This is a genomic window from Krasilnikovia sp. MM14-A1259 (genome assembly GCF_047159535.1).
GTDB lineage: Bacteria > Actinomycetota > Actinomycetes > Mycobacteriales > Micromonosporaceae > Actinoplanes.
The window spans coordinates 815,949-832,520 of sequence record NZ_BAAGAJ010000002.1 but is presented as its reverse complement, the minus strand read 5'-3'; the positions used below and the strand labels follow the sequence as shown (position 1 = coordinate 832,520).

At 71.3% G+C, this 16,572-nt stretch carries 10 protein-coding genes; 8 read left to right on the top strand and 2 right to left on the bottom strand.

Going from position 1 to position 16,572, the window contains the following annotated elements; all coding sequences use genetic code 11:
- The first annotated feature begins 68 nt into the window (after window positions 1-68).
- From ACMCNK_RS03450 to ACMCNK_RS03435, 4 genes are all read left to right on the top strand, one after another.
- Window positions 69-1,610 (top strand): M4 family metallopeptidase, encoded by a 1,542-nt coding sequence (locus ACMCNK_RS03450; RefSeq protein WP_412734922.1) that lies wholly within the window; start codon window positions 69-71, stop codon window positions 1,608-1,610.
- Between the two features lie 309 nt (window positions 1,611-1,919).
- On the top strand, window positions 1,920-3,290 hold the full coding sequence (locus tag ACMCNK_RS03445; protein WP_412734921.1) for an ABC transporter substrate-binding protein: 1,371 nt from the start codon (window positions 1,920-1,922) through the stop codon (window positions 3,288-3,290).
- A gap of 132 nt (window positions 3,291-3,422) precedes the next feature.
- Window positions 3,423-4,370 carry a carbohydrate ABC transporter permease gene (locus tag ACMCNK_RS03440; RefSeq protein WP_412740739.1) on the top strand — a complete coding sequence of 316 codons (948 nt, stop codon included), beginning with the start codon at window positions 3,423-3,425 and terminating at the stop codon, window positions 4,368-4,370.
- Window positions 4,367-5,278 (top strand): carbohydrate ABC transporter permease, encoded by a 912-nt coding sequence (locus ACMCNK_RS03435; RefSeq protein ID WP_412734920.1) that lies wholly within the window; start codon window positions 4,367-4,369, stop codon window positions 5,276-5,278. Before ACMCNK_RS03440 ends, ACMCNK_RS03435 begins: the two co-directional genes overlap by 4 nt.
- Before the next feature lie 51 nt (window positions 5,279-5,329).
- Here the strand turns inward: ACMCNK_RS03435 and ppdK are convergent, their stop codons facing one another.
- Window positions 5,330-7,990, bottom strand: a complete 2,661-nt coding sequence (gene ppdK, locus ACMCNK_RS03430) for a pyruvate, phosphate dikinase (protein ID WP_412734919.1) — start codon at window positions 7,988-7,990, stop codon at window positions 5,330-5,332.
- 349 nt (window positions 7,991-8,339) lie between these two features.
- Window positions 8,340-11,183: a M36 family metallopeptidase gene (locus tag ACMCNK_RS03425; protein WP_412734918.1), complete on the bottom strand. Its 2,844-nt coding sequence runs from the start codon at window positions 11,181-11,183 to the stop codon at window positions 8,340-8,342.
- A 171-nt stretch (window positions 11,184-11,354) separates the two neighbouring features.
- On the opposite strand from ACMCNK_RS03425, the gene ACMCNK_RS03420 reads away from it, so the two are divergent.
- The 4 genes from ACMCNK_RS03420 (at window position 11,355) to ACMCNK_RS03405 (ending at window position 16,570) form a co-directional block, all read left to right on the top strand.
- On the top strand, window positions 11,355-12,497 hold the full coding sequence (locus tag ACMCNK_RS03420; protein ID WP_412734917.1) for a S1 family peptidase: 1,143 nt from the start codon (window positions 11,355-11,357) through the stop codon (window positions 12,495-12,497).
- Between the two features lie 88 nt (window positions 12,498-12,585).
- On the top strand, window positions 12,586-14,046 hold the full coding sequence (locus tag ACMCNK_RS03415; RefSeq protein WP_412734916.1) for an FAD-linked oxidase C-terminal domain-containing protein: 1,461 nt from the start codon (window positions 12,586-12,588) through the stop codon (window positions 14,044-14,046).
- Window positions 14,046-15,215 (top strand): FAD-binding oxidoreductase, encoded by a 1,170-nt coding sequence (locus tag ACMCNK_RS03410; protein ID WP_412734915.1) that lies wholly within the window; start codon window positions 14,046-14,048, stop codon window positions 15,213-15,215. The genes ACMCNK_RS03415 and ACMCNK_RS03410 overlap by 1 nt, the downstream gene beginning before the upstream one ends.
- Window positions 15,215-16,570 carry a (Fe-S)-binding protein gene (locus ACMCNK_RS03405; protein ID WP_412734914.1) on the top strand — a complete coding sequence of 452 codons (1,356 nt, stop codon included), beginning with the start codon at window positions 15,215-15,217 and terminating at the stop codon, window positions 16,568-16,570. The genes ACMCNK_RS03410 and ACMCNK_RS03405 overlap by 1 nt, the downstream gene beginning before the upstream one ends.
- Window positions 16,571-16,572 lie beyond the last annotated feature (2 nt).

Genomic DNA, 16,572 nt, shown 5'->3' with positions numbered 1-16,572 from the left:
TTTGAATGACATTGATGAAACTCTATGTCAAATCCCGGCTTACCCGGCCGGGCTGGAGAGGAGCAACGGTGCGCACCAAAGCCATTCTGAGCACCACGACGCTGGCAGCGTCCGTGGCGCTGGCCGCAGCCGCCGCCCCGGCGCAGGCCGCCGTCGGACCGATCACCCCCAGTTTCGCCGTCGACCACGCCACCAGCGCCATCCGCGGCCACGCCACCGCGTTCGCGGCCGGCGCGGGTGACACGTTCGCCTCGCGAGGCGTCCTCGTGGACGCCGACGGCACCAGCCATGTCCGCTTCAACCGCAACTACCTCGGTCTGCCCGTCATCGGCGGCGACGTCATCGCGCACCTGGCCAAGTCCGGCGACCTGCGCGACGTCACCCGCAGCCAGGCCGCGACGCTCGCGCTGTCGACCACCCCCACACTGAACGCCGCCCGGGCCAACCGCGCCGCCGCCACGGCGCTCAAGGGCGTCCCGAGCGGCGCCGCCACGCTCGCGGTGGACGCGATCCCGGGCACCCCGGTGCTGGTCTGGCGTACCACGGTCGACACCGCGCATGGGCAGTTCCACGCGCTGGTCGACGCCGCCACCGGCGCGGTGGTCGACCGCTGGGCCGAGGAGCAGACCATCGGCGGCACGGGTACGGGCTATAACGTCGGCGCAGTGTCGCTGGACACCACCCAGTCCGGCAGCACGTACCAGCTCAAGGACCCGGAGCGGGGCGACACGTACACGGTGGACATGAACAACAAGCGCTTCGGCAAGGGGACGCTGTTCACCGACGCCGACAACGCCTGGGGCACCGGCACGCTGTCGAACCGCCAGACGGTCGCGGTCGACGCACAGTACGGGGTCGCCGAGACGTGGGACTTCTACCTGGACACCTTCGGTCGCCGGGGCATCGCGGGCGACGGCAAGGGCAGCTACAACCGGGTGCACTACGGCTCCGGGTACAACAACGCCAGCTGGTCCGACAGCTGCTTCTGCATGACGTACGGCGACGGTGACGGCAACAGCTACGGCCCGTTCGCCTCACTGGACGTGGCGGGCCACGAGATGACCCACGGTGTCACGTCGCGGACCGCGGGCCTGGTGTACAGCGGTGAGTCCGGCGGGCTCAACGAGTCGATGAGTGACATCTTCGGCACGCTGGTCGAGTTCTACTCGAACAACGCCAAGGACCCGGGCGACTACCTGATCGGCGAGAACATCGCGCTCAACCACGAGCCGCTGCGCTTCATGGACGACCCGTCCAAGGACAGCAAGTCGGCCAAGTGCTGGAGCAGCACGGTGAAGAACCTCGACGTGCACTACTCCTCCGGCGTCGGCAACCACGCGTTCTTCCTGCTCGCGGTCGGCAGCGGGTCGCACACGGTCAACGGCGTCACGTACAACAGCCCGACCTGCAACGGCGGCACGATGTCCGGCATCGGCAACGCGGCCGCCGGGGCGATCTTCTACAAGGCCCTGACCACGTACATGACGTCGAACACGAACTACGCGGCGGCCCGGACCGCCACCCTGAACGCGGCCCGGGACCTTTACGGCACGGGCAGCACGCAGTACAACGCCACCGCGGCCGCCTGGTCCGCGGTCGCCGTGGGCTGACCCGCCCGAGTCCCGTCCCGGGGCCGTACGCCGTCCGGCGTACGGCCCCGGTTCCGTGTATGCCGGCTGCGCAGGGTTCGCCGTCCGGCTGCGGGGGCACGGCCGTCGCGCGATCATGGACTCGATGACCACAAACCGTTCAGTAAACAAACTTAACGTTTTACTGTCGGGCCAAGTAGATCCAATCGTTATCCACTCGATCAATCGGAAATCGTTGCGCAACCCCGCCGTCACGCCTTGACTGAGTTTCGGGTAGCGCCCGGGAGGGGCATGTGCTGTCACATCCGAAACGCGAAGATAGGGAGAGGCATGTCCGGTCAACCAACCAGACCCGCATTCCGGGTCGCCCTCGCCGGAACCCTCGGCGTTGGGCTGGCGTTCAGCCTGGCCGCGTGCGGTAACAGCAACGACTCGAGCAGCGGCTCCACCGCGTCGGCGCAGGCAATCGACTGTTCTCCATACACCAAGTACGGCGACCTCAAGGGCAAGACGGTCACGGTCTTCGCCGGCATCGTCACGCCCGAGGACCAGGCGTACAAGGATTCCTACAAGCCATTCGAGAAGTGCACCGGGGTGACGGTCAAATACGAGGGCGACAAGTCCTTCGAGACCCAGATCCTGGTCCGGGCCCAGGCCGGCAACCCGCCGGACATCGCGATCGTCCCGCAGCCCGGTCTGCTGCAGCAGCTCGTGGCGACCGGCAAGGCCGTCGCCGCGCCCGACGAGGTGTCCGCCAACGTCGACAAGTACTGGAGCAAGGACTGGAAGGGCTACGGCACGGTCAACGGCAAGTTCTACGCCGCGCCGTCCGGGGCCAGCATCAAGAGCCTGGTCTGGTACTCCCCCAGCTTCTTCAAGACCAACGGCTACCAGATCCCGAAGACGCTCGACGAGCTCAAGGCGCTGACCGACAAGATGGTCACGGACAAGAAGGTCCCCAAGCCGTGGTGCGCGGGCATCAGCAGCGGTGAGGCCACCGGCTGGCCGATCACCGACTGGATGGAGGACTTCATGCTCCGGCTCTACGGGCCGGACACCTACGACAAGTGGGTCAAGCACCAGATCCCGTTCAACGGTCCGGAGTCCACGGCGGCGCTCGACGCGGTCGGCGCGTACCTGAAGAACCCGGCGTATGTGAACGGCGGCCTGGGCGATGTCAAGAGCATCGCCACCACCACGTTCCAGGACGCGGGCCTGCCGATCCTGGACGGCCAGTGCGCCATGCACCGGCAGGCCAGCTTCTACGCCGCGAACTTCCCCAAGGAGACCAAGGTCGCCGAGGACGGCGAGGTCTTCGCGTTCTACCTGCCGGGCAAGGACACCACCAGCAAGCCGCTGCTGGGCGGCGGCGAGTTCAACCTGGCGTTCGCGGATCGGCCCGAGGTCAAGGCGTTCCAGACCTACCTGTCCACCGACACCTGGGCGAACGTCAAGGCATCGGTCTCGCAGGGCTGGGTCAGCGCCAACAAGGGCCTGGACATCAGCAAGCTGGGCAGCCCGATCGACAAGCTGGCCGCCACGCTGCTGCAGGACCCGACCGCGGTGTTCCGGTTCGACGGCTCCGACCAGATGCCGGCGGCCGTGGGCTCGAACGCGTTCTGGAAGCAGTCGACCAACTGGATCACGGGCCAGGACACCAAGACGACCGTGGACAACATCGAGAAGGCCTGGCCGAAGTAGACCCTGACCGTACGGTCTGACATGCCGTCCGGGCCGGCCGGTGGCGGAGCGCTCCGCCGTCGGCCGGCCCGTTCATCCCCGAGGAGGTAAGGGTCCGTGTTCACCACGGCGCACACCACCGCGGAGAAGTTCATGCAGATGTTCGCCGCGATCGGAATGTTCGCGGCGGTCATGGGCGTGATCCTCTTCGTCGCCGGGCGCGTCGGCGGGCGGCGCAACGACCGGGTCGTCGCGTACGCCTACCTGGCACCCGCACTGCTCATGCTGAGCGTCGGGCTCGTCTATCCCGGCCTGCGCACCATCTACCAGTCGTTCTTCGACGCCAGCCTGCAGAACTTCATCGGCATCGACAACTACAAGACGATCTTCACAGACGCCGACCAGCTCGTGGTGCTGCGCAACACGGTCCTGTGGGTGGTGGTGACGCCGTTCGTGGCGACCGCGGTCGGCATGGTCTACGCGATCCTGGTGGACAAGGCCCGGCTGGAGTCGTTCGCCAAGGCGCTGATCTTCCTGCCCATGGCGATCTCGTTCGTCGGTGCCTCGATCATCTGGCGGTTCGTGTACACGTACCGTCCGAACCAGCCCGGGGTGCAGCAGATCGGGCTGCTCAACCAGATCCTGGTCTGGCTCGGCGGCGAGCCGCAGCAGTGGCTCGTGGACTCGCCGCTGAACACGTTCCTGCTCATCGTGGTCATGATCTGGATCCAGTCCGGGTTCGCGATGACCGTGCTGTCCGCGGCCATCAAGGCCATCCCCGACGACATCGTGGAGGCGGCGCGGCTCGACGGGGTCGGCGCGTGGGGGATGTTCCGGTTCGTGACGCTGCCGAGCATCCGCCCGGCGGTGGTCGTCGTCCTGACCACGATCGGCATCGGGACACTGAAGGTCTTCGACATCGTACGGACCATGACGGGCGGCCAGTTCGACACCAGCGTCATCGCCAACGAGTTCTACAGCCAGAGCTTCCGCAGCGACAACAAGGGACTCGGCGCCGCGCTGGCGGTGCTGCTGTTCATCCTGGTCATCCCGATCGTCGTCTACAACGTCCGGCACTTGCGAGCCTCGGAGTCACGATGAGCACGACCACCGACGTCCAGACCGCACCGCTGACCACGGAGAAGCTGACCGCCGCGGCGGTCGCCAAGAAGCGGCTCACCTCCCCGTGGGCCTCCCTGGTCGCGGTGATCATCGCGTTCGTGTGGACGATTCCCACCTTCGGGCTGCTGGTCTCGTCGTTCCGCCCGGAGAAGGAGATCAAGACGACCGGCTGGTGGACGTTCTTCAGCGACCCCACGGTCACGATGGACAACTACCGGGCCGTGCTGGACCCCGAGAACGGCGTCGGGCTGGGTGACTACTTCGTCAACTCGATCGTCATCGCGATCCCGTCCGTGCTGATCCCGCTGTTCCTGGCGTCACTGGCGGCGTACGCGTTCGCCTGGATCAAGTTCCCCGGCCGCAACGTGTTGTTCCTGGCCGTGTTCGCGCTGCAGGTCGTCCCGTTGCAGGTGGCCCTGATCCCACTGCTCAAGCTGTACGTGGGCTCCGGGATCAACAACACGTTCTGGACGCTGTGGCTGTCACACTCGGCGTTCGCGCTGCCCCTGGCGATCTACCTGCTGCACAACTTCATGCGGGAGGTGCCCGCCGGGCTGCTGGAGGCCGCCCGGATCGACGGCGCGGGACACGTGGCGATCTTCTTCCGGGTGCTGCTGCCGCTGATGATGCCGGCGCTGGCCGCGTTCGCCATCTTCCAGTTCCTGTGGGTGTGGAACGACCTGCTGGTCGCGCTCACGTTCGCCGGGGGCGGCACCGAGGTCGCGCCGGTGACGGTCGCGCTGGCGAACCTCAGCGGCACCCGCGGCACCGCCTGGCACCTGCTGTCCGCGGGCGCCTTCGTCTCGATCATCGTGCCGGTGACGATCTTCCTGCTGCTGCAGCGCTACTTCGTCCGCGGCCTGCTCGCGGGCAGCGTCAAGGGGTAGGTAGGAGAAGCGGAACGGGCCGCGGTCGCCATTGACCGCGGCCCGCTCGCGTCAGAGGGCGGCGCGGCCTGCTTCGAGCCGCGCCACCGGCACCCGGAACGGGGAGCAGGACACGTAGTCCAGCCCCGCCTCGTGGAAGAAGTGCACCGACTCGGGGTCGCCGCCGTGCTCGCCGCACACCCCCAGCTTCAGGCCGGGACGCGCCGCCCGGCCCTCCTGCGCGGCGATGCGCACCAGCCGCCCGACGCCGTCGCGGTCCAGCGACTCGAACGGCGAGATGCCGAAGATGCCCAGCTCCAGGTACTTCCAGAAGAAGGCGCCCTCGACGTCGTCGCGGGAGAAGCCCCACGCCATCTGGGTCAGGTCGTTGGTGCCGAACGAGAAGAACTCCGCGGCCTCGGCGATCTGCCCGGCGGTCAGCGCCGCCCGCGGGACCTCGATCATCGTGCCGATCAGGACGGTCACCCCGGCGTCGCCGATCACCTCGGCGATGATCTTCTCGGCCTCGGTGCGTACCGTCTCCAGCTCCTGCACCGCGCCGACCAGCGGCACCATGATCTCGGGCCGGGGGTCACGGCCCTCGCGGGCCAAGGTCGCCGCGGCCTCAGCGATCGCGCGGACCTGCATCGCGAACAGGCCCGGGATGACCAGGCCCAGGCGTACGCCGCGCAGCCCGAGCATCGGGTTCTGCTCGTGCATGCGGCGCACCGCGGCCAGCATCTCCTCCGTGCGACCGGCGTCCTCGCCACGCTCGTGCGCCACCGCGACCTGCACCGCGAGATCCTCCAGCGACGGCAGGAACTCGTGCAGCGGCGGGTCGATGAGCCGCACGGTCACCGGCAGTCCGTCCATCTCGCGCAGGATCTCGACGAAGTCGGCGCGCTGCAGCGGCAGCAGCGCCGCCAGGGCGTCCGCGCGCTCGGCGTCCGTGGCCGCCAGGATCAGGCGTTCCACCAGCTCCCGGCGGTCGCCTAGGAACATGTGCTCGGTGCGGCACAGGCCGATGCCCTCGGCGCCGAAACGCCGCGCCCGGGCCGCGTCCTCGCCCGTGTCGGCGTTCGTGCGCACGCGCAGCCGCCGCTGGGCGTCGGCGTGCGACATGATCAGGTGCACCGCGTCGACCAGGCTGTCGGCGCCGTGCTCGGCGTCCAGCTCGCCCTCGAAGTAGCGCACCACCTCGGACGGGCGCACCGGCACCGGGCCCAGGTACACCCGGCCGGTCGTGCCGTCGATCGAGACGACCTGGCCCTCCTCGATGCGGGTGCCGTTCACCGTGACCGAGTCGCGGCCGACCTCCAGCTCGTCCGCGCCGCACACGCAGGTCTTGCCCATGCCGCGGGCCACCACGGCGGCGTGGCTGGTCTTGCCGCCACGCGAGGTGAGGATGCCCTGGGCGGCGATCATGCCGGCGAGGTCGTCCGGGTTGGTCTCCCGGCGTACCAGGATCACCGGTACGCCGTCGGCGGCCAGCTCCACCGCGCGGCGCGAGTCGAAGACGGCCTGACCGACCGCGGCGCCCGGGGAAGCGCCCACGCCGCGGGTCAGCGGGGTCGGCTCCGCGGACAGGTCGAAGCGGGGGAACATGAGCTGGGCGAGCTGGGCGCCGGAGACCCGGCGCAGCGCCTCGTCCAGGTCGATCATGCCTTCGGAGACGAGCCCGGCGGCGATCCGGAACGCGGCCGCCGCGGTGCGCTTGCCGACCCGGGTCTGCAGCATCCACAGCTTGCCGCGCTCGATGGTGAACTCGATGTCGCACAGGTCGCGGTAGTGCTCCTCGAGCGTGGCCATGATGCCCATCAGCTCGTCGAACGACTTCTTGTCGAGCCCCTCGAGGTCCTGCAGCGGCACGGTGTTGCGGATGCCGGCGACCACGTCCTCGCCCTGGGCGTTGGCCAGGTAGTCGCCGTAGACGCCGCGCTCGCCCGAGGCCGGGTCGCGGGTGAACGCGACGCCGGTGCCCGAGTCGGCGCCCAGGTTGCCGAAGACCATGGAGCAGATGTTCACCGCGGTGCCCAGGTCGGCCGGGATGCGTTCCTGTCGGCGGTACAGCACCGCACGCTCGGCGTTCCAGGAGCGGAACACCGCCTCGATGGCGAGGTCGAGCTGCTCGCGCGGGTCCTGCGGGAACTCGTGCCCGGTGTGCTTGACGAAGATCTTCTTGAACGCGGTGACCAGGGCGCGCAGGTCGTCGGCGTCCAGCGCCAGGTCCTCGCGTACGCCCTTGGCGTGCTTGGCCTCGGCGATGGCCTCCTCGAAGTCCTCGCCCGGCACGTCGCACACGGTCTTGCCGAACATCTGGATGAGCCGGCGGTACGAGTCCCAGGCGAACCGGTCGTTGCCGCCGGCCTGGGCGGACAGCCCGACCACCGAGTCGTCGTTGAGGCCCACGTTGAGGACGGTCTCCATCATGCCGGGCATGGAATGCACCGCCCCGGAACGGACCGAGACCAGCAGCGGGTCCGCGGCGTCGCCGAGACGGCGGCCCATCGCGGACTCCAGGCTCTTCAGGTGCGCGGCGATCTGCTCGTCCAGGCCCTCGGGGCGGTGGCCGTCGGCGAGGTAGCGGCGGCACGCCGTCGTGGTGATGGTGAATCCTGGCGGCACCGGCAGGCCAAGGTTCGTCATCTCGGCCAGGTTCGCGCCCTTGCCGCCGAGCAGCTCCTTGAGGTCCCGGTTGCCGTCGGCGAAGTCGTACACGAACGTCTCGGCCATCACTGCCTCCTCGCAGGGCTCACGTTTTCTCCCGGTGAGAGTCCCACGGGATTCCGCATGTTAGGCATCGTTCAAACATGCCCGAAATGCTTTGAGACTGACTGCACAGGCGAGATGTAATCCTTGCTCGAAAAGCCGTTCTACCGCGCACGAACAAGCAAGCGCCCAGCTCAGCGCAATGCCGGATGGTGCATTGCCATACGCGCGGAGACGGCAGGAATGGAAGAGGAAAGTGATCGGAAGATTCGCGATTCTTTCCCCGCAGCCGACTGCGAGTCGTTTTCCGGTGAACCGGTGAATGGGCCCGCCCGGCGCGGTCGGCGGGCGGGCCCGGATCCGGTGCGGGCGATCAGCTGCTGAACACCTGGAACTCCGCCGCGTTCACCGAACCCGCGGCGCTGGACGCGGTGGCGCAGTCCGTCGCGGCCCGCGGGTCGTTGTCCTGCTCCCCCGCGTACAGCGGGTTGCCGGTGCACTGGTTCTGCAGGGTGCGCAGCCGCACGTGGGTGGCCGGGGTCGGCCGTACGGTGAACGACCGCAGGATCTGCTGCGACACCTTCGGCCGGTACGCGCCGGCCGGGAACGCGTCCGCGGCGCTGGTGAAGATGCTGCGGTACCCGGCGTCCGTGGTGCAGTCCTGGCCGCGGGTCGCGTCGCAGGCCAGCACCTCGAACTGGCGCAGCCCGCTGAACCCGCCGCCGAACGTGCTCAGCTGCACCCGGGACACGAGCCGGGCGGTGTCCCCGGCCAGATCCACCGTGACCTGGCGCCCCGCGGCGCCGCCCGTGGCACTCCAGACGGTCGCCTCGGCGTCGTCGGCCAGCGCGCCCGGCGAGAAGCCGTCACCGGTCACCGTTGCCCCGGCGGCCGCCGACGCCAGGTTGGTGGGCAGCACCACGCCGATCACGGGGCTGCCGCCCGGGTACAGCGTCTGGGTCCAGCGCTTGCCGCCGAAACCGCGGCCCACCGCGTAGAAGCGGTACGTGCCCGGGGCCAGCGTCACCGTGTCCGGGACGGAGGTGGCCGGGTCGGTGTCCGCGACCGGGACGGCCCCGGCCTCGTAGTCGCCGATGTACAGCCGCACCGGCTTGCCGGTGGCGTCGCCCAGCGGCTTGAACGTCGCCTCGATGTCGTCGGAGTACGGCGACGCGAAGCTGGGCACCGGGTCGACGTCCGAGGGCCCGCTGGCCGCACCGGCACCGAAACCGCGCGCCGCGAACGCGTTCCACAGCAGGTCGGCGTTGGCACCGCCGAAGCGCAGCGCGTCCGCGGTGATCATGTTGTCGCGCATGTCCAGCATGCTGACCTGGCCGGTGGCCTGCAGCAGGAACGAGTCGAAGACCAGTTGCACCCAGCGGCGGTTGCCCGGGCACTCGGTGACCGGGGTGGCGCCGTTCGCGCAGGTCTCCTGCAGGGCCCGGCTGCCGGCGCCGTACCGGGCCAGCAGGGCGCGGCGGATGTCGACGTTGGTGGCGCTCCAGATCTCGCCGTCCGGGTGCACGCCCGGACCGCGGTCGTAGCCGTAGTCGCTGTAGTTGAGCGGGCTGTTGCTCATGTCGTAGTTGCGGATGCCGGTGACGTTGTCACCGGTCACGTACGCCCCGGTGACGAACGGGGTGTTGCCGCGCGGGGTGTAGCCGCTCTCGTACAGGTACTCCATCGCCATGAGGTCCGACCAGCTCTCCCCCATCGCGCCGCCCTGGGTGGAGCTGATGCTGGTGTCCGGCCCGGCGATCATGCGGTTGGAGATGGCGTGGGTGTACTCGTGCCCGATCACGGTCATGTCGAAGTCGCCGTCCACGCACGGCGGGTACGCGGCACCCGCGAACGGCTGCCACATGTACATGTTCGTGACCGGCAGCATGCCGTCCGGCGGGGTGGCCTGGTTGGCGTTGTTGCGGATGCTCTGGGTGCCCGCACCCTGCTGGGCGTTGCCGTGCTCCGGGTCGCCGCCCTTGCCGTACGGGCCCGCGTTGCTCTTCTGCAGATTCCACGTGGCCTCGGTGAAGCCCAGGTGGTAGGCCCAGTCGTGCATGCGGTTGTGCATCGCGAACAGGTTCGCGGTGGCCGCGTCGACGTCGGCCTGATCGGGCGAGCTGAGCGACGCGGGGTCGCACCTCGTGCCGTTCCACTGGTTGGTGAACGGGTACGTGTAATCGCGGTCCGGCCGGGCCGCGGCCGGAATCTGCGGGGTGCCGTTGCCCCAGTACCGCACGGACTCGGCGGAGTTGCCCGCGGTGGTGGCCGACGACGCGCCGGTGGCCGGGTCGATGTCCCAGTCCCGGCCGGTCGCGGGGTCGAGCGCCGCCCGCGCACACTCGGGGGCCGGGCGGGCACACCACGTCTGCCGGGTGTCGGTGGTGCCGGCCGGGGTGGCCGGGAAGACCTTCCAGTGCGGGTTGTCCGCGTCGAAGGTGACCAGGTTCTCCCGGATCAGCACCTCGCCGGTGCGGGCGTCGACGTAGGTCGTGTAGCCCAGCGGGTGCTCTGTGCTGCGGGACATGACGACCACCTCGTACGCGGCGCGCGGGGCGGCGCCGGGCATCGGCACGGCCACCGGGCGGACCCGTTGCTGGGCCAGGTCGGCACGGTCGATCCGGGCGTCCGCGAGGGCCTTGGTCAGCGCCGCGGCGGGGCTGAGGGTGGCCGGGGCCGGGCGGTCGGTACGCGGGCTCAGCGAGGAGGTGACCCGCAGGACGTCTCCGCCCTTGACCGCCACGGCGACCAGGCCGTCGTGGGCGGCGGGCAGGCCGCCGTACCGCTGGCGCAGCAGCACGACCGTGCCGGTGCCGACCGGGGTGCGCGCGAGGGTCTGCATGGTGTCGACGTCCGCCGCGCGCTGCGCGAACAGCGCCTGGCTGCCCTTGAGGTAGCGCCGGGCGACGGTCTCTGGGTCGGCGGGCGCACCGGCGGCCAGCGTGCGGCGCGGCGCGGGCGTGAGCGAGGCGGGGGTGCCCAGGCGGTTCCACCGGGTCACCACCGCGTCGGCGGCCAGGCCGGAACGCTGGGCGGCGGACGGGGCCACGGAGCCGGGACGGTTGTCGACGAAGTCGTACTCCGTGCCGACGGGGGCGCCGGTCAGCGGCGTGACGGCGGACGGTTGGTGCGGGCCGGCGGCCGCGCCGATCGGCGCGGTGAGCACCAGCGTGGTGACGAGTAATCCGACGACGGCGGACCTTCTGGGTCGGCGCACGCGTACCTCCAGGGATCGATTACTGCCAATCTCCGGACGATACGGCTCCATCGACGTTCATAGATGAACTGAGTGATCGTGGCTGCGTTAACAACTGGCCGGGCAATCCTCGCGAATCCGACAAGTTGATCAAAAGTGTTACTAGGCTGGACGCCGACCGAGGAGGCACCGATGAGTTCCGAGACCACGTCCGCGCGCCGCCGCCTCGCCACGTTCGCGGTCGCCGTCCTGGCCATGCTCACCGCCGCCGGCTTTGTCGGCGTACCGGCGGCCGGCGCGGCCCCGCGCGATCCCGCCCGGGAGACCGTCGACCAGGTGGCCGCCGACCTCGGCCTGACCCCGGCACAGGCGTGGGCCCGGCTGCGGGCCGAGGCCCGCGCGACCCTCCTGGCCGCACCGGCCCGCCGCGCCGCGGGCGCCGCGTACGGCGGCGCGGTCTTCGACCCGGCCACCGCGAACCTCGTCGTCGGGGTCACCGACCCCGCCGCCCTCGCCCGGGTCCGCCGCACCGGGGCGGCGGCCAGGCTCGTCACCGCCAGCCTCGCCCGGCTCGACCGCACCATGGGCGTGCTCGACGTACGGACCGCGCCGCGCAGCATCACCGGCTGGCGCGTGGACGAAGCCGCCAACCTGGTCGTCGTCACGGCCACCGGCCGCGGCCCGAGCACCGCCGTACGGCGCTTCGTCGCCGGGCTGCCCCACATCCGGGTCGACTACCGGTCCCCCGCGGTGTCGACGCTGGCCGAACTGATCGGCGGCGACGCCATCTACGGCGGCGGTGCCCGGTGCTCGCTGGGCTTCACCGCCCGCCGCAGCAACGGCACCTACCTGGTGCTCACCGCGGGGCACTGCACCAACATCGCCACCTCGTGGTCCGGCGTCAACCGGGTGGTGATCGGATCACGGTTCGGCACCTCGTTCCCGGGTGACGACTTCGGGTCGATCACCGTCAACCTGGCCGCCTGGACCCCGACCTCCAAGATCAAGGGAGGTTCGTCCGTGCTCGGTTCGGCGGCCGCCCCGCTCGGCACGACCGTGTGCCGGTCCGGCTCCACCACCGGCTACCACTGCGGCACACTCACCGCACGCAACCAGACCGTGCACTACCCGCAAGGCACGGTGTACGGACTGAGCCGCACCAGCGCCTGCGCCGAGCCGGGCGACTCCGGCGGCCCGTTCGTCAGCCCCGCCACCCGCCAGGCGCAGGGCGTGACCTCGGGCGGCAGCGGAAACTGCACCTCCGGCGGCACGACGTTCTTCCAGCCGGTCGGCGAGATCCTCAGCGCGTACGGCGCGACGCTGGTCGTCGGCTGACGGCCGCCGGTCACGGTACGGACAGGTTCCCTTACCCGCCGTCGCACCGCTAGGTTGGCGGTGAGGCGGCGTCGACGGGAGGACCTGGATGGACCGGATCGGCCCGCTGGCCCATCGGCTCCGCGCCGAGCTCGGCCCGGACCGCGTCATCAGTGACCGCCAGGAGCTGCGCACGTACGAGTGCGACGGCCTCGCCCATTACACGGTCGTGCCCGCCCTGGCGGTGCTGCCCCGCGACGCGTCGGAGTGCGCGCGCACGGTCCGGGCGTGCGCGCAGGCCGGGGTGCCGTTCGTGGCCCGCGGCTCCGGCACCGGGCTGTCCGGCGGTGCGCTGCCGCACGCCGACGGCGTGCTCATCGTGACCTCGCGAATGCGCTCCATCGTGGAGGTCGCCCCCGACGACGAGCGGGCCGTCGTCGAACCCGGCGTGATCAACCTGCAGGTCAGCCGCGCGGCGGCGCCGTTCGGCTACTACTACGCGCCGGACCCGTCCAGCCAGCAGATCTGCTCGATCGGCGGCAACGTCGCGGAGAACTCGGGCGGCGCGCACTGCCTCAAGTACGGCTTCACCACCCACCACGTCACCGGCGCCACCGTGGTCACCCCGGACGGCGAGACCGTACGGCTCGGCGGGCGCGCCCCGGACAGCCCCGGCTACGACCTGCTCGGCACGTTCGTCGGCTCCGAGGGCACACTCGGCATCGCGACCGAGGTGATCGTCCGGCTGGTCCGGCAGCCCGAGACCGTACGCACGCTGCTCGCCGCGTTCCCCGACACGGATCGGGCGGGCGCGGCCACCTCCGCCATCATCGCCGCGGGCGTGGTACCCGCCGCGATCGAGATGATGGACGCTCTGGCCATCGAGGCCGCCGAGGCGGCGGTCGCCTGCGGGTACCCGCCCGGCGCGGGCGCGGTCCTCATCGTCGAGCTCGACGGGCCCACCGCCGAGGTGCAGGCCCAGTTCGCGCAGGTCACCACGTGGTGCGAGGAGAACGCGGCGTTCGAGATCCGGATCGCCGCGGACGACGCGGAACGGGCCCTGTTCTGGAAGGGCCGCAAGTCCGCGTTCGCCGCCGTCGGCCGGATCAGCCCCGACTACATCGTGCAGGACGGGGTGATCCCGCGGACCGCGCTGCCGGAGGTGCTGCGCCGCATCGGCGAGGTGTCGCGCGAGCACGGCGTACGGGTGGCCAACGTGTTCCACGCCGGCGACGGCAACCTGCACCCCCTGGTGCTGTTCGACGACGGCGTGCCCGGGCAGGCGCAGCGCGCCGAGCAGGTGTCCGGCGCGATCCTCGACCTGTGCATCGCGCACGGCGGCTCGATCACCGGCGAGCACGGCGTCGGCGTCGACAAGGCGCGGTACATGCCCCGCATGTTCACCGCCGACGACCTGGACACGATGCAGCTCGTGCGGTGCGCGTTCGACCCGGACGGGCTGTCCAACCCGGGCAAGATCTTTCCCACCCCGCGGCTGTGCGGCGAGATCCCGGGGCGGCACAAAGGGGCGCACCCGGCGCAGCAGGCCGGGCTTGCGGAGATCTTCTGATGACCGACCTGGACGAGCTGACCGAGCCGGCGAAGGACGACGACGCGGTCGCGGGGGTGCCCGCGCGGCTGGTGGCCGCACCCGCCTCGACCGCGCAGGCGTCCGCGGTGCTGCGGGCTGCGGCCGACGCAGGCCTGAGTGTGGCGTTCCGGGGTGGCGCCACCACGTTGGACTGGGGTATGCCGCCCCGGCGCCTCGACCTCATCGTGGACACCCGCCGCCTGACCGGGGTGGTCGAGCACGCCGCCGGTGACCTCATCGCGGTGGTCCGGGCCGGCACCCCCATGGCCGAGCTGCAGGAACGCCTCGCCGCCGCCGGGCAGCAGCTCGCGCTGGACACGCCGGTGCCGGGCGCCACGGTCGGCGGCACCGTGGCGGTGAGCACCAGCGGGCCACGGCGCCAGCTCTACGGCACGGCCCGCGACCTGATCATCGGCATGACCGTGGTGCGCGCCGACGGCACGGTCGCGCACTCCGGGGGCAAGGTCGTCAAGAACGTCGCCGGGTACGACCTGGCCAAGCTGTTCACCGGCGCATACGGCACGCTGGGGCTGATCACCCGGTGCGCGTTCCGGCTGCACCCGCTGCCCGCCGCCGAGACGGTCGTCCGGGCGGCCGTACCGGACCTCGGCGCGGCGCTGGCCGCGATCCGCGCGGCGCAGGTGGTGCCCAGCGCGGTGGAGGTCGACGGCGACTGCGGCGAGGTCGCCGTCCTGGTCGAGGGCACCCCGGCCGGGGTACGCGAGCGCGCCGCCGCCCTCGCCCGGATCCTCGGCGACGACGCGGGCCGGCCGTACTGGTGGGGGGCGTACCCGTGGGAGCCCGGCGGCACCGGCCTCAAGCTGACCGCCGCGCTGTCCCGGGTGCCCGCCCTGGTGGCCGACGCCGCCGCCGTGTCCCGGGTACGCGGCTCCGCGGGCACCGGAGTGCTGTACGCGGGCCTGCCCCCGGGCACACCGCCGGACGAGGCGGCCGACACCGTGTCGCGGTTGCGGGCCGCGGCCGGCGCGGCGGGCGGGCACGCCGTGGTGCTCACCGCGCCGCCGCAGGTCCGCGAGCGGGTCGACATGTGGGGGCCGGTGGACGGGCTGGCGCTGATGCGGCGGGTCAAGCAGCAGTTCGACCCGGACGCGCGGCTGGCGCCGGGGCGCTTCGTGGGAGGGATCTGATGACCGACGCGACGGACCCGGTGCCCCGGGACGTGCTGGGGCCGGTCCGGGGCGAGGCCGCGTTCGACGCGTACCGGCCGCCGTCGCGGGAGCTGGCGGCCGACTGCGTGCACTGCGGATTCTGCCTGACCACCTGCCCCACGTACGTGCTGTGGGGCGAGGAGGCGGACTCGCCGCGCGGGCGCATCCACCAGATGCAGCAGGGGCTGGACGGCGAGCCGCTGACCGGCTCGATGGTCACCCACTTCGACCGCTGCCTGGGCTGTATGGCGTGCGTGACCGCATGCCCGTCCGGGGTCGAGTACGACCGGCTCATCGAGGCCACCCGGGCGCAGGTGGAGCGCCGGCACCCCCGCGGCGCACGCGAGCGGGCCCTGCGTGCGGCGATCTTCGCACTGTTCCCGTACCCGGGAAGGCTGCGGCTGCTGCGCGGGCCGCTGCGGGCGTACCGGGCCAGCGGCCTGCAACGGTTGGTGGCCCGCACCGGGCTGCTGGACCGCCTGGCCCCCACCCTGGCCGCGCTGGAGTCGCTCACCCCGCGGCTGACCGCGGTGCCGCGCCCGCCGCGGAAGGTGCCCGCGCGCGGGCCGCGGCGCGCCGTCGTGGGCATGCTGACCGGCTGCGTGCAGGGCGCGTTCTTCCCGGAGGTCAATTCGGCGACGGTACGGGTGCTCGCGGCCGAGGGCTGCGACGTACTGATCCCGCCGGGGCAGGGCTGCTGCGGCGCCCTGAGTGTCCACAACGGACGGGAGGTGGAGGCGCGGCGCTTCGCCCGGTCGCTGATCGACACGTTCGAGGGATCCGGCATGGACTATCTGGTGGTCAACGCGGCGGGCTGCGGGTCGTCGCTCAAGGGGTACGGCGACCTGCTGCGCGACGACCCCGCGTACGCGGCCCGCGCGGCCGCATTCGCGGCCCGGGTGCGGGACTTCTCGGAAGTGCTGGTGGAACTGGGCCCGGTCGCGCCCCGGCACCGGCTGCCCGTGACGGTCGCGTACCACGACGCGTGCCACCTCGGGCACGCGCAAGGGGTCCGGGCCCAGCCGCGGGCGCTGCTGCGCGGCATCCCCGGGCTGGAGCTGCGCGAGATCGCCGACCCGGAGATCTGCTGCGGGTCGGCCGGCATCTGGAACGTGCTGCACCCCGAACCCGCCGCGCAGCTCGGTGACCGCAAAGCCCGGGACGTACGGGCCACCGGCGCCGAACTGCTGGTGACCGCGAACCCGGGCTGTCTCATGCAGGTCGCCGCCGCGCTGGGCCGGCAGGGCGCGACGATCGGGCTGGCGCACACCGCGGTGGTGCTGGACGCGGCGATCCGCGGGCTGCCCGCGTCCACCCTGACGGCCACCGGCTGACC

Excerpts from the sequence above, each read along its gene's own strand:
- ACMCNK_RS03445 (WP_412734921.1), top strand. The coding sequence starts at position 1,920 with ATGTCCGGTCAACCAACCAGACCCGCATTCCGGGTCGCCCTCGCCGGA.
- ACMCNK_RS03440 (WP_412740739.1), top strand. The coding sequence starts at position 3,423 with ATGCAGATGTTCGCCGCGATCGGAATGTTCGCGGCGGTCATGGGCGTG.
- ACMCNK_RS03435 (WP_412734920.1), top strand. The coding sequence starts at position 4,367 with ATGAGCACGACCACCGACGTCCAGACCGCACCGCTGACCACGGAGAAG.
- ppdK (WP_412734919.1), bottom strand. The coding sequence starts at position 7,990 with ATGGCCGAGACGTTCGTGTACGACTTCGCCGACGGCAACCGGGACCTC.
- ACMCNK_RS03420 (WP_412734917.1), top strand. The coding sequence starts at position 11,355 with ATGAGTTCCGAGACCACGTCCGCGCGCCGCCGCCTCGCCACGTTCGCG.
- ACMCNK_RS03415 (WP_412734916.1), top strand. The coding sequence starts at position 12,586 with ATGGACCGGATCGGCCCGCTGGCCCATCGGCTCCGCGCCGAGCTCGGC.
- ACMCNK_RS03410 (WP_412734915.1), top strand. The coding sequence starts at position 14,046 with ATGACCGACCTGGACGAGCTGACCGAGCCGGCGAAGGACGACGACGCG.
- ACMCNK_RS03405 (WP_412734914.1), top strand. The coding sequence starts at position 15,215 with ATGACCGACGCGACGGACCCGGTGCCCCGGGACGTGCTGGGGCCGGTC.